Origin of the sequence: Algoriphagus alkaliphilus, assembly GCF_900103735.1 — a bacterium.
Classification (GTDB): domain Bacteria; phylum Bacteroidota; class Bacteroidia; order Cytophagales; family Cyclobacteriaceae; genus Algoriphagus; species Algoriphagus alkaliphilus.
The window spans coordinates 1-13,925 of the sequence record NZ_FMXE01000027.1 but is presented as its reverse complement, the minus strand read 5'-3'; the positions used below and the strand labels follow the sequence as shown (position 1 = coordinate 13,925).

The following is a 13,925-nucleotide window of genomic DNA, read 5'->3' as shown; positions in this document are numbered from 1 at the left end:
GTTAATTTATAAGACTATTAGTTTTCCAAAATAGGTTTTCTGATCTGTGCCAATGGCCCATATCAGATACGTTCCTTTTGTTATTCGGTTCAATCGGATCTCTGCATCCGTATCATTGAGCACAAAGATCTGAACCATTTCGGTGACATTTTTTCCATCAGAGGAATAAACTAAAATTGACGGCTTGGCGGCTAAAACGCCGTCCGGAAACTCAATTAGTACCCTTGAAGATGCCGGGTTAGGATAAATTTTCAAATCCAAGGCTTGATTTACAGGTGTTCCAAAGATTCCCGAGATAGTCAAGGTCACGGATTTCAAGAGGGTTTTACAAGCCACCGATGAGGTCAATTCTACTGCGTATTCCCCCATCAATTCCGCTGTGTAAGTTCGGGTGGTTTTTCCTTCCAGTTTCTCTCCATTTCTATACCACTGATAGGTAAAATTACCTTCAGGCGCTCGGAGAATATTTCCATCCACTTTGATTTCACCTTCCGGAAGCGGATTAACTTTTACCTCAAAATCTTTGGATTCGGATAAGCATCCCCCCGGATATCGGATCACCGCATGATAGATCCCGGACTCAGAGACTTCCAGTTTTTTTCCGGTTTGTCCTTGAATTTCAGCTCCGTTTCTTCTCCATCGAACAACTTCGAAGGGAAGAGAAGAACTGAGTTCTAAAACTCCTTTTTCCCCTTTGCAGAAAGAAGTTGGCCCTGAAATAACCACCTTTTCAGCTTCCTTCCTGACTATTGAAACTTTTGCCACGGCCTCTGTTACATTCCCGGATTTATCCTCAGCACGGACAGCTACTGAAAATTCCCTCCCAAGATCTTCACAGGTAAATCGGTTTTTGTTAATCGTCAGGGACTTGATGCTGCAATTATCACCAAACTCGGCTAAAAGCATTTCTGGGCTTAATTCCACTACTCCTTTTGTCACATCCAGTTCCAAGTTTATGTTTTTCGCCACCAATAACGGCGGACTTTGGTCTTTTACAAGGACCTTGATGGTTTTTTCCCAAGTTTGTCCAGACTGACTTTTTATGAGAATTTTTACTGTTTTTTCCCCGAGGTTATCGCAGTTGAAACTCTTGGGATCCAGTGTGATTTCAAGGTTTGGATCTGAGAGGGGCCATTTTACGAAAACATTTTCGGGCTTTAAATCCGCCTTGCCATCCGGACCGAGAATCAAAGTCACACTTTCTTTAATTTCTCCAAATGGTACCCCAGCGAATTTGATTTCAGTTTTCTTCGATTCCACGGGACATCCGCCACCTTCAGGAATTAAGCTCGCCCAATAAGTGCCTGCAACTTCTGTAAGGATCGCTTTCCCTTTTTGACCTTCGATTACTTGACCATTTCGATACCAGGCCAAAACTGAAAATCCAAACTCCTCCCCTAAGCGAATTTCAGCTTTTTGTCCTTCCAAAAACTGAGTCCCGGTTTCGGGGGAAATGGATATTTTCTTCGACTCAAAAGAGGAGACATTCAAGGTCAAAACGGCTGAAGATTTATTCCCTGAAGCATCTACTGCCGTCAAAACCACTTCAAAAGAAAGGTCGAAATTTTCACAACTGACCTTGGTTTTAGATAACTCAAGGGCTTTTATTCCACAATTATCCGATAGAGATTCAATAAAATCTTCTGGTTTGAGCAGGAATTCACCCTGAATTCGGTCAGCAGTCAAGGAGGGGATTTTGGTGACCAATTTTGGTGGCATCAAATCTTTCACGCTGACAAGGACTACAGCGGTCCAAGTATTTCCTCCGGCATCAGTGATCTTGATTTGATTTTCAGATCCCGCCAAATCCGAACAGCTGTATTCGGGACTTCTGGAGAATTCTACTTTCCAATCTTCCAGAGGCGGATTTTCGAGGTAATCTTTCAATGTCGTAATCGCTTTGCCGTCCTGATTCAATTCTACTGTGATTTGTGTTTTGAATTTCGGTTCGGTTGTTTCCTCAGCCAATTCTACCAAGATTCTGAGTTGATCATTGTATATTCTACGCTCGATCCGCTGCAGGTTGTAGTTTTGGTCCATCACCGGAAAAATGTAGATGGGCTCAAAATCTATTTGAGCGAAAGTTTTATTTCCGTCTTTAACCTTTTTCAGATTCACCTCCAAGTGACCATAGTGTTTCCCTCCATCTGTAAGGACAGGATTAGTGCCTGAGGTATTCCATTGTTCGGTCGATTTCTGATCGGCTGTCCACTTGGAGAATTGATTGTAATCCAAGGTCTCTAAAGGGTTTGAAAGCCAGTTTCGCTTCACTCCTCTCAGCCCATCCCCTGCCACGCCGACATCGTAATAATGGACCCCCTTGCCATCACCGTCCTCGTCTACAAAGGACCGTTCGAAGAGCTCATCGTGGCCTGCAAGCACTGCTATCACTCCATATTCCTCAAAAAGAGGGTGTAAAACACGCAAAGGTGTTCCGCCTTGGCCAGTGGAAAGCTCATGATTCATCGGAACTCCGTGCTCCCCGGATGCATAGGGTACATGATGAAACTGGACAAAAATTAATTTTTTGGCCTCCTTTGCCTTTTTAAGGTTGGCCTCTAACCATACGTATTGGTTGGTTCCGGGACCAAAACCGGATAAGTCAGTTCCGCCTGCAGCATTGTATTCAGCTTGGGTGTAGTTCTCTTGGGTATCTGTCCCGGGACCTGAATATTCCTTGTTCTTTAATCGTTGTTCAGGCGGGGTATCGGAACGTTTCTGTTCAGGAGTCCCATTTGATGAATCAAGGGTCAGGATTGTAATCGGCCCATAATCGGTCCGATAGTAACTTTGCCGGTGCTTTTGAAGCGGATCTTCAATCCCTATTTCAAAAAAAGTATGAAACCTAGATCTTCCTAGGACAGGATTAAATTGGCCTTTTTCATTGTAACCATAGCCGCTGTTCAATCCTCCATAGCTTTCCCAATTCCCTAAAGCGGGAATAATTGGATAGGAAGCGAGGCCTGCACCAAATTGACCGGCATTGTGTTGCCAAAACTCATCCCAAGCAGGCATATATGCCCCCCCTTGCACCAAGTCACCCGGCATCAGCATAAAGTCTGGATTTCGACTGTTAATGACTTCCAGATTTGCAGTATATCCTTCTTTTTCGGTTAAAAAATAATTTGGAATTTCAATGCCTTCTTCGATGGTTGTTCCAAATTTTTGTTTCCATAAAGCAGGAGTTGCAAAAGGCCTGAATAACGGTATTCCAGGATACCAAGCTCGATGTGTCACCCTTCCAATAGGTTCTGTCTCAGAGTCGGAAAGGGCAATAAACCTGATATTCTCCCAACCCTTTGAATCAGGGGCAGACTTGAAGGTCTTTGAAAATCGCTGACCATTTAATGTCACCTCGTAAAAGATACTTTCACCTGAGGGCACCCGAAGCGAATATTCATACCTGAAGTACTTTTCGCCTCCAAGCCAATTTTGCCCTTCAAGTCCCGGAATGGATTCGGATTTCTCTGCATTGGTGTAGTACAATTCAGCCATCTCTTTACCTGAGACATCGGTTGATTTCAGGATGTTGCCTTTAGAGTCCTTAAAAAGGATTGTTGAGGGGTAATTCTGACCAGCGAACCATCGAATTTGAACCAGGTTTTGGTCAGCTACTTGAATATAGGGGGAAATCCGAAAGCTATTTTGCCCAAAAATAAATCCGGGAAAAATCAAGCACCCTAGGACTGTAAGTGTAAAAAACCTTTGAAGTGATTTCATGATAAAATTAGCTTACCTGTTAGATAAATCTTAATACTTAACCATTACACCCGACTACTCAATCCTACTCTTCATGACGATCAATTGAACGGGATTTAAAGGGTCGTTTGAAAAAATATAAATATTTCGTTGGTCAATCCCTTTTCTCCCTATGGGATCTAGCGTCAAAGACAGTTCCATGCTTTCACCAGGGGCTAGACTGGATTTTGGCACTTCTATCTTCAAACATTCACAATTTCCCTGAATTTTCCTGATTTCAAGCGTTTGACGCCCCTTATTAGTCAGAGTCACAGACCTTCTGGCCAAGGTTTTTGAGCTGATTTCTCTTAGATCGATTTCTTTTTGTCCGATGAAAAGTTGGGGGACATCATTCAGATTGCTCTTTTGGATAGGTGGGAAAAATTCAAATAAATCGGCAATGAGGTCTAATTTAACCTCTGAACCAGGAATATTCTCCCAACTGACCGGAACTTGATCTTCAAAGTACCCCAGATCATTACGGATTTTCCCATCATAGCGAATCATCAGTAATCCTCTTTCCTGGGGTCTTACAAATTGTTGCACTTGTGAGATTTGGATATGGGGAGGGGTTTGGGATCGAAATGCCCCCTTATCGAGCAATTGATCTCCCATGTTGAAAAACTCGACGTATTTTATTTTTGGCTCGTTATCAAATACATCACCCATATTGACCTTTTTCAATCGAAACCCCAGGTCACCTTGTACCACTGGGTAAGCCCTTTTGATATCACTTGGATATGGAACTGAAATCCCTTCCAGATAAAGCGAATCCTTAATCCCGCTTAGATTTCCTTTCACCACGATCAATTTTGAAAAAAAAACCGCCGCAGAAGTTGGATCAAAGGAGATAATTAACTTTCCGGATTCCCCCAATTCCAGAGAATCCCGGGTGTACTCTACTGTGGTGCATCCACATTCGGATAAAACATCGGTGATGTAAAAAAGTGAATCCTGCGTATTCGAAAATTCAAAAATGCCCTTTTGGAGTCCTTGTTCCTCTAAAATAGTACCCAGGTCAAGTCGGTTAACTTTCCAAATCAACTTGGGCCCACCGGTGGACTGAGCATAAGACCAAATCGGAAAAAAAAACAAAACCAGAATAATTAATGGGGCTGTAGCAAAGCGTATCATAACTGCAATTAACGCATAATTTCGCCTCAATTATAGCTCAATTTGCTTAATTTGCGCCAAAATAAAGCAAATGGCAAGAGTTCTTACTGGCATTCAAAGCTCCGGACGCCCACATTTGGGCAACATTTTAGGAGCAATAGTTCCTGCAATCGAATTGATCAATCAGAATAAAGAAGAAGCCTTTATTTTTATTGCAGACTTTCACTCACTTACTTCCAGCAAAGACGGAAACCTGCGTAAACAAAACACAATGGCGGTGGCTGCTGCTTGGTTGGCTTTTGGATTAGATATAGAAAAAACGACTTTTTATCGCCAATCTCATATTCCGGAAGTAACTGAACTCACCTGGTATCTCAACTGCTTTGCGCCATATCCAATGCTTGCCAATGCACATAGCTTCAAAGATAAAGCTTCACGGCTTGCCGATGTAAATGCCGGCCTCTTCACCTATCCGGTATTGATGGCTGCCGATATTTTGCTCTATTCCGCTAATCTGGTTCCGGTGGGAAAGGATCAGCTTCAACACCTGGAGATGACCCGGGACATCGCAACTACTTTCAACCGGATCATGGAGGAAGAAATCCTGGTAATCCCCGAGGCCAGAATCAGTGAAGAGGTGATGATCATTCCCGGAACTGACGGTCAAAAAATGAGTAAGTCTTACAATAATTACATCGACATTTTTCTGACTGAAAAGGAATTGAAAAAGAACGTCAACAGCATCGTCACTGACAGCACGCCGCTCGAAGAACCCAAAGATTCGGATACCTGCAATGTATTCAGGCTATACAGTCTTTTGGCAGACAAGGGTCAGACAGAACAGATGCGGGCCAATTATCTGGGCGGTAACTATGGCTATGGTCATGCCAAAAAGGAATTTATGGAATTGATCCTAAGTAAGTATACTAAAGAGCGAGAGACCTTTAATTTCTTCATGAACAATCCCGCTGAAATCGAAAAAAGACTCTCGGCAGGTGAAGAAAAAGCAAAAACAGTCGCTTTTGAGCTTTTAAACCGAGTCAGAGAAAAGCTTGGATTCAGGTAAAAGACATTTTGAGCAATGATGTGATTATTATTTCGTGTTCAAAATAAATAAAAAAAGAGGGCTGGATTGATGAATTACCCTTCATAAATCCAGCACTCTTTATGTAATCTGAAAACCAAAAATCAAATAATTCCTTTTTCCGGATGCCTTCCTGTGACGGTTCGACCGAATGCCTTTAATTCTTCAATTTGGCCATCCATATCGCCGGTAGGATAAATACAGGGGCCAATCCCGGCTTCCTTCTTTTTGTAATCCAAATACCCTACTACAATCGGAACATTTGCTCCAAGTGCGATGTGATAGAAACCTGATTTCCATTTTTTTACAGCACTCCGTGTTCCTTCAGGAGTCACCATCACCACCAATTCATCACGAGCATTCAGCATGTTAACCATCGCCTCTGTGTAGGTTTGTTTCCTGCCACCAGGTACTCGTTTTCTATCAATGGCAATAGCTCCCAAGCCTCGCAACAACCATCCCAAAGGACCAACCATCACTTCTTTTTTTATGGTGAAGCGGACTGGAATATCCATCAGAAAAAAAGCGGCACGGGCATAGAGAATATCCCAATTGGACGTATGTGGAATAGCGATTAAAACCGCTTTTTTCAGTCCATCAGGCCATTGATTATTCAAGGACCAACCTGAAATCCAAAAAACGAATCTGGAAATTGCCTTCATCATACTGATAACTGTTTAGCACTGGATTTTGCCAATTCTAATAAACTCGGGTTTTCCTGAATCACCCGCATGGTTTGGTCGTATCCCGCCTGGAAGAGTTCGGGAGCTTTTTTGATGTCAAAAACTCCATATTTACCAAGTCCCGGTGCTTCTATAAAGAAATCACACTTTGCTTTGCGGCTGTACACATTATAATTCATAGACATGATCACCGCACGTTCGATCAATTTTTTCATGTTGCTGATATTGCTTTCTTCTGGAAGATGATTGCAGTTGACTCCGATGACATAATCACAAATCCCCTCCAATGGCTCAACCGGGAGGTTGTTTAGCACGCCTCCATCGACAAGAAATTTGTTGTCAATCTTAATGGGTTCAAACATCCCCGGAATGCTGCTGGAAGCCATGATCGGCTTGATCAATTCTCCCTCATCGAAATATACCACCTTGCCTTTTTGAATATCAGTAGTTGCTACTGCAAGTGGAGTTTTGAGTTGGGCAAAGTCATTGTGAGGAAGGTAGGTCTTATACAGCGAACCTATACTTTCCATTTTCAAAATCCCGTTCCAGGATATTGCAGGACGCATAAATTTGAAATAATTCGTCTCTACAATAATCCTGAGTATCTCTTCTGGCTGATAACCTTGACAATACATCGCCCCGACTATAGCTCCTGCGGAGGTTCCGGAAATTTTCGCCGGCACAATACCGACTTCATTCAGCGCTCTTAATACACCTAAATGCGAGATTCCCCGAACTCCTCCTCCGGATAAAGCAATACCAACTTTGATTTTAGATTTCATCGAGTCTGAAAGTTTGGTCCAAACGAACTCCCCGATCCGTCATTTTCACGGTACAGCATTCATTAACGGGATCGTGCTCCAAAAACAAAATGTACCCTTCCTTCGCAGCTTCTTCCAAAAACACCTGCTTTTCACTCATGGTAATCAAAGGCCTTGTATCATATCCCATGACATAAGCTAAAGGGATATGTCCTACTGAAGGCAGCAAATCAGCCACAAAAACTACAGTTTTGCCTTTGTACTGAATTCTTGGAAGCATCTGCTTGTCGGTATGCCCATCTACCGTAATGAAGTCAAATCCCGGAAAGAGACTTTTTTGACCTAGATCCAAAAATTGCAATTGACCCAATTCCTGTAGCGGAAGTATGTTTTCTGTCAAGAAAGAGGCCTTTTCCCTTGGATTGGGCATAGTGGCCCATTCCCAGTGATCCGCATTAGACCAATAGGTCGCCCTTGGAAAAGTCATTTCGTATTGACCATGTGAACCATAGCTGACACCACCACCGCAATGGTCAAAGTGCAGGTGTGTTAAAAAATTATCGGTAATCTGATGAAAATTAACCCCAAGCTGATGGAGACTTCCTTTTAAGGTGTCATCTCCATGAAGGAAATAGTGGGAGAAAAATTTTGCATCTTGCTTGTCGCCGATACCATTGTCTATCAGTACGATTCGGTCTCCTTCAACGGCCAACAGACTTCTCATCGCCCAAGAGCAAAGGTTGTTCTCGTCGGCAGGATTGGTGCGAGACCAAAGCGATTTGGGAACGACACCAAACATAGCACCGCCATCCAACTTGAAAAACCCGGTATTGACAGTGTATAATTCCATTTGGGTTTGTTTTGGGTTAAAAAGCCAAAAGCAACCTTTCCCAGGGTGGATAGATTGCTTTTTGGTTTATTTAAAGTTCTTACGTTTCTGCAATCTCCTGATAGCTATCTGGATTTCAAATTCTTGAGCTGAGCGTAGGCGAAGCATCTAATCATTACTCAACCACCACACCCATTGCACAAAACTTGTCAATGCGGTTTTCAATTCGTTTTTCAGGCTTTTGTTTGTCCAACTCTTTCAAAGAATGCAGTATTGCCTCTTTAATGGTTTTGCCCATCCATTTCATATCTCTATGTGCACCACCAAGTGGTTCAGGAATGATGTCATCGATCAAACCATTGCCTTTCATATCTTTTGCTGTGAGCTTCAGTGCTTCGGCTGCTTGTTCCTTATAATCCCATGATCTCCAAAGAATGGAAGAACAGGATTCAGGTGAAATCACTGAATACCAAGTGTTTTCCAACATGAAAACTTTATCTCCGATTGCTATACCCAAAGCGCCACCTGAAGCACCTTCACCAATGATGATACATATCACAGGGACTTTGAGCATAAACATTTCCTTCAGGTTTCTTGCGATAGCTTCGCCCTGACCTCTTTCTTCGGCTTCCAGACCCGGAAATGCGCCTGGAGTATCGATCAAAGTGACGATTGGCTTTCCGAATTTCTCTGCAATTTTCATCAGGCGAAGTGCTTTGCGGTAACCTTCCGGGTTTGCCATTCCAAAATTGCGTTCTTGTCGCTGTTTGGTGTTTCGGCCTTTTTGCTGACCGATAAACATCACTGTGCGTCCGTCAATATCACCTAAACCGCCAATCATGGCTTTGTCATCTTTTACACTTCGATCGCCATGAAGCTCGATGAATTCATTCGTGATTTCGTAGATGTAATCCAAGGCGTAGGGCCTATCAGCATGCCTGGATAGTTGTACTCGTTGCCAGCGGGTGAGATTTTCAAAAGTCTCTTTTTTCAAAGCAAGAATTTTCTCCTCTAAAGACTCAATATCGCTGCTTAAATCAATGTTCCGACCCTTTGCGAGGTCTTTCATCTCTTGAAGTTTTTGCTCTAAATCAGCAATGGGTTTCTCGAATTCTAATACCATTTTGGTGAATTTTGGAAGAAGCAAAGATAAGGATATCTCTCAATGCTCAATAAAATAGATCCTTGGAAATGGAGAGTGAAAATATAAATATGACCCTTAACCTTAATTCTGCAAGCCTTTTTCAAAACGTGTTTTTTCGACATAAATAATTGAATACTAATTGTATTAAACAATTCCAAACAGTGCCAAATTGGTATTAATAAAAGGATGCGCTAGGTATTAGGAGAATAAAACATAATTTAAAAAGTCAGTAAGAAATTAATCGATCATTTTCAAACAAGACTTCGAAAACACATAAAAGTCCCAAAACCGGAGCAGTGTTATCAAATGGACCTATCGCCTTTGAAACCGGAAAACTCCATTCTGGCAATAGATTAAAACAAAAAAAGCCCCAGATTACGCTGAGGCTATAAGCGGAATGGACAGCCTGTCCCGAGAATCGGGAGGACACAAAACCAAGAACTGCCAAAAACAAAAAAGCCCCAGATTTCTCTGAGGCTATAAGCGGAATGGACGGGACTCGAACCCGCGACCTCCTGCGTGACAGGCAGGCATTCTAACCAGCTGAACTACCACTCCGTTTTTTGTCCTTCTCGTTTGAAGTGATGCAAAGGTAGGTATTTGCTCTTTCCATGCAATATATGGTTTGAATATTTTTGGAACCCATCCCTTATCTGGTTCAATTTCAAAGAAATAATTTTTCAAAATGAAGGAAAAATCCTCGCGCTTACTGATTTTGGATCGATTTTGACGACATTATTGGCTCAAGTCTATTGATTTGCATTTCTTTCTGGCAAAATATCTTACAGCAACAACAAAATTTTTAAATCACACGCTTGTCCACCAATACGTCCGCATTCGGATGAAGCCAAAGCAGTGATGCCGGACATTGGGTACTCACTTCCTCGTTCAACAATTTCTCAAAAGCGGCTTTCTTTCCCGATCCCGAGATAAAAAGAAGAATTTTTTTAGACCTCAATATCTCCCCCACTCCCATAGTCATCCCAAAAGTCGGCGACTGCTTTAGTGATTTAATCATCCCATTATTCAATGTGCTTTCGGCCAACTGCGCAATATGGAAACCCGATTGCAGGATTTCTGCTGGTTCGTTTAGCGCAATATGACCGTTTACTCCTATTCCAAGGATGCAAATGTCAATTTCTGATAGCCGTAACTCACCCTTCATCCGCTTGCATTCTTCATCAGGATCTGCTGAAAATGGGTCAAAGGTCAAATACCGATCTTTGGAAATCCCCAATGGCTGGATAAACCTAGTCTGCACATCATGCTCCGAAGTAAATGTGGACCCTACCTCCAAACCTCCCCATTCGTCCAATTTCACTACCCTGAGTTTAGAAAAGAAATCGGGATTTTGATCTTGAAAAGTTTTCATTTCGGAATAAAGTCCGGAAGGTGATCCACCACTTGCGACGCAGAAAAGCAAATCGGGTTTTTTGTCGATTTCAGCTTTGACTAGCTCGAAACCCTTTCTGCTCATTTCTGAAAAATCGGGTAAATAATGGAAGTTCATGATCTGGATTCACGGTTTATAATTACCTGAGCTTTGACATTCATTCAGCTGTAAAAATAGCTATTCCAATGACTATCCACCTTCATTTCTAAAAGAATGACTCCATGACGGGCAGAAAACTTTCTCAGATTCCAAATCCATGCTTATCTTATCCCTATAAAACCTTACAAGACCACCAATCATCATGAAAAAACGCTATTTAGTAATAGCTGTGGCATTTATCAGCGCTACTTCTCCACTTTTTGCCCAAAAAAATACTCCAAAGCCTAATCCCTTAAAGCAAACTGTCCAGCTCACCATCGAATCCCGATTTGCTGCAATGACTGAGCTTAGCGATCAAATTTGGGCTTTCGAAGAAATCGCTTTTCAGGAATTCAAATCAGCGGCGGCACTTTCTGCCTATGCCGAAGAACTCGGATTCAAGGTGACTCGTGGCGTAGGGGAAATCCCAACGGCATTCGTGGCAGAATACGGCTCGGGTAGCCCCATCATCGGCATTATGGGAGAGTTTGACGGACTTCCCGGTCTTTCACAGAACAAAGTTCCTTTCAAAAGCCCACTTCATGAAGATGCCCCCGGGCACGGTTGCGGTCACAACCTATTTGGTGTGGCTTCACTCAGTGCCGCAGGAGCGATCAAGGATCTCATCGCCGAGGGAAAAATTAAAGGGACCATCCGATTCTATGGAACTCCTGCTGAGGAAAAGTTCTTTGGGAAACTCTGGATGCTTCGGGCTGGACTGATGGACGATGTAGATATCATGATGGATTGGCATCCTGAGGATCAAACCAAAACCGACGTTCAAAAAGGTCTGGCTTTGGTTGATTTTATAGTAGAATTCAACGGTCAAGCCGCTCATGCTTCAGCTGATCCATGGAATGGTCGTTCTGCCTCTGATGCATTGGAACTTTATACCAACGGAATCAACTACTTCCGCGAACACGTCAAACCAACCGTGAGAATGCACTACCACATTCAGGACGGAGGTCAGGTAGTCAATGTGGTTCCGGACTATAGCAGACTTTGGGTACGGGTGAGAGATACCAGCCGAGAAGGCTTAATGCCCGTCTGGAAGCAGGTGGAGAAAATGGCAGAAGGGGCAGCAATTTTGGCCAATGTCAGCCACAAGGTAACTTTGGTCTCTGGCGTCCACGAGATTTTGGTAAACCGTAGCGGATCAGTTGCCATGCAAACCAATCTGGAAGCACTTGGGCCAATCACCTACACCGAGGAAGAGCAATCTTTCGCCAAAAAGATTCAGGAAGCTACCGGAAAGCCTCAGATCGGGCTGGTATCAGTCATCAAACCACTGGAAGAGACATTGGAACACAGCATGGGAGGAAGTACCGATGTGGGTGATGTGAGCTGGGTAGTACCCACGATTCGTATGACCGCGACCACGGCACCAAACGGCACCCCTTGGCATTCCTGGGCGGTGGTAGCCTCAGGAGGAATGTCCATCGGGCACAAAGGGATGGGTTACGCGGCCAAAGCACTTGCCATGACCATGGTCGATCTCTACCAAAACGAAACCCTCCGAAACGAAATCAAAGCGGAATTCAAAGCCAAAAAAGGAGATTATGTCTACAAAGGAATTGTTCCTGATGGACCTCCTCCTTTGAATGTAGGGTATTGAATCCGAAATTAAAGTTCAATGCAATAATTCCAGAACCCATCCTCGTAAAAGACTACACTACAAGAGATTATATTAAACAACTACTGTCATCCGAGTAAATTTTTGAAGGTGAAAAATAAGGCGTTTACAGGCTATTTAGGGTGATTTTTCTTTCTTTCTCAAAACACTCTCCTGCTCACTTTTAAAGATATCTAATTGCACTATTTCCAGATTTCGTTCTTCTGCTGCCAGGTAGTTGGTTTTTAATATGGTTTGGAAGCAGACATAGGATATCAAGTTAGCCCTTGCCATGGACACTAAGGTGGTGAACTGCTCCGCTTCTTTGATCCTCTTGTGAATCACCGTGAATATCAGATTGGCAATCAAAACCATCCATACCTGTGATTTGATCCCTTCCCGGCTGTCCGAGAAAAAATAGCCCAGTTCGAAGTTTTGCTTGATCCGCTTAAAGAACGGCTCGATCTCCCAGCGGTTTTTGTACAATAACACAATCGTGTGGGACTGAAAGTCAAACAGGTTGCTTAGAAAGCGGAACACTTTGCCTGTCAATGGATCTTTGTAAGTGACCAATCTAGCCTTCATTGGCCCCTGATCAGTTTTTAGCTCAACCAGCTGATCCAGAATAGTGCCTCCGGAAAGGAAGTCGTGGATGTCGGTTCGGATTTGGCTGACCACTTCATAGGTAGCATTTTCATTAAGCCTAGTCACGTAAAAGGCACCAATCTCTGTCCATTTTTTATAAACCGCATAGTTCACATAGCCCTTGTCAAACACGTAAATGGCTCCCTGTTCTACCTTCAGCTGTCCGAGGAAATCTTTGTCATTGCTGCTGGCCGGTGTAAGCCAGATCAGTTCAGGCACCATATTGTCCAGCGGAAGCAGGGCATGAACCTTCAGCCCTCCCTTTTTCTTGCCGTTCATGGGGTTCCTTCCCGCTCCTTTGAATACATCGGTAAACAAGGTAACCGTACTGGAGTCAAACAGTTTTATCCGATCGGGAGATACCTCTCCGTTGATGGGCAAGCTGAGGTAACTGTCCGAAATCTCCGAACGATAATAGGCCAAAAGTAGGTAGTAGATGTAGCCGAACACCTCATTGGGACGCTTGCGGTTGGCATCCGAAAGGGTACTGCTCGCAGGAAGAGTAGTGATACCTAGGTAGCTAAGTTTCTGCCCCAAAAACAACAGGCACTTACATAAGCTGTTGAGCGAATGGACTTTGGAAACTACCCCATAAAGCATGAACACCAGCTGTTTCCAAGTGTCCATGGTCTTATAATAGCGGTCTGATTGAAAAGTGTCCGAAGCTTGGTCGACAATCTCCCGAGGAATAAAAGAAAGTAACTGACTGATTATCGGATGACCTGATAGTTTTGTATGTTGCACTGAGATTTATTGTGTCGTAACAACAAAGTCTCATTTAAAGC

General features: G+C 43.2%; 10 protein-coding genes and 1 tRNA gene. 2 read left to right on the top strand and 9 right to left on the bottom strand.

The features are described 5' to 3' along the window. Positions 1 to 6: 6 nt before the first annotated feature. Together BLQ81_RS16195 and BLQ81_RS16190 are read right to left on the bottom strand one after the other, a co-directional pair. Positions 7 to 3,720: a metallophosphoesterase gene (locus BLQ81_RS16195; RefSeq protein ID WP_092732103.1), complete on the bottom strand. Its 3,714-nt coding sequence runs from the start codon at positions 3,718 to 3,720 to the stop codon at positions 7 to 9. Between the two features lie 54 nt (positions 3,721 to 3,774). Then, positions 3,775 to 4,872: a DUF1573 domain-containing protein gene (locus BLQ81_RS16190; RefSeq protein WP_092732100.1), complete on the bottom strand. Its 1,098-nt coding sequence runs from the start codon at positions 4,870 to 4,872 to the stop codon at positions 3,775 to 3,777. Positions 4,873 to 4,942: 70 nt separating this feature from the next. Between BLQ81_RS16190 and trpS the strand changes: the two genes are divergently transcribed. Beyond that, positions 4,943 to 5,917: a tryptophan--tRNA ligase gene (trpS, locus tag BLQ81_RS16185; protein WP_092732097.1), complete on the top strand. Its 975-nt coding sequence runs from the start codon at positions 4,943 to 4,945 to the stop codon at positions 5,915 to 5,917. A 122-nt stretch (positions 5,918 to 6,039) separates the two neighbouring features. Here the strand turns inward: trpS and BLQ81_RS16180 are convergent, their stop codons facing one another. From BLQ81_RS16180 to BLQ81_RS16155, 6 genes are all read right to left on the bottom strand, one after another. Continuing rightward, a complete protein-coding gene (locus BLQ81_RS16180) occupies positions 6,040 to 6,600 on the bottom strand; it encodes a 1-acyl-sn-glycerol-3-phosphate acyltransferase (RefSeq protein WP_092732094.1) in 561 nt (186 codons plus the stop codon). Then, a complete protein-coding gene (locus BLQ81_RS16175) occupies positions 6,597 to 7,400 on the bottom strand; it encodes a patatin-like phospholipase family protein (protein ID WP_092732091.1) in 804 nt (267 codons plus the stop codon). The genes BLQ81_RS16180 and BLQ81_RS16175 overlap by 4 nt, the downstream gene beginning before the upstream one ends. Next, the gene (locus tag BLQ81_RS16170) at positions 7,390 to 8,229 is read right to left on the bottom strand and encodes an MBL fold metallo-hydrolase (protein WP_092732088.1); all 840 of its coding nucleotides are present in this window, start codon (positions 8,227 to 8,229) and stop codon (positions 7,390 to 7,392) included. Before BLQ81_RS16170 ends, BLQ81_RS16175 begins: the two co-directional genes overlap by 11 nt. A 154-nt stretch (positions 8,230 to 8,383) precedes the next feature. Then, positions 8,384 to 9,331, bottom strand: coding sequence for an acetyl-CoA carboxylase carboxyltransferase subunit alpha (locus BLQ81_RS16165; RefSeq protein ID WP_092732230.1), 948 nt, complete (start codon positions 9,329 to 9,331; stop codon positions 8,384 to 8,386). 505 nt (positions 9,332 to 9,836) lie between these two features. Then, positions 9,837 to 9,910, bottom strand: a tRNA-Asp gene (locus BLQ81_RS16160). Positions 9,911 to 10,154: 244 nt separating this feature from the next. Beyond that, the gene (locus tag BLQ81_RS16155) at positions 10,155 to 10,862 is read right to left on the bottom strand and encodes a 6-phosphogluconolactonase (protein WP_092732085.1); all 708 of its coding nucleotides are present in this window, start codon (positions 10,860 to 10,862) and stop codon (positions 10,155 to 10,157) included. A 184-nt stretch (positions 10,863 to 11,046) separates the two neighbouring features. Between BLQ81_RS16155 and BLQ81_RS16150 the strand changes: the two genes are divergently transcribed. Further along, positions 11,047 to 12,498, top strand: a complete 1,452-nt coding sequence (locus tag BLQ81_RS16150; protein ID WP_092732082.1) for an amidohydrolase — start codon at positions 11,047 to 11,049, stop codon at positions 12,496 to 12,498. Between the two features lie 135 nt (positions 12,499 to 12,633). On the opposite strand, the gene BLQ81_RS16145 is transcribed toward BLQ81_RS16150, so the two are convergent. Continuing rightward, positions 12,634 to 13,884, bottom strand: a complete 1,251-nt coding sequence (locus BLQ81_RS16145) for an IS4 family transposase (RefSeq protein WP_092730304.1) — start codon at positions 13,882 to 13,884, stop codon at positions 12,634 to 12,636. Positions 13,885 to 13,925 lie beyond the last annotated feature (41 nt).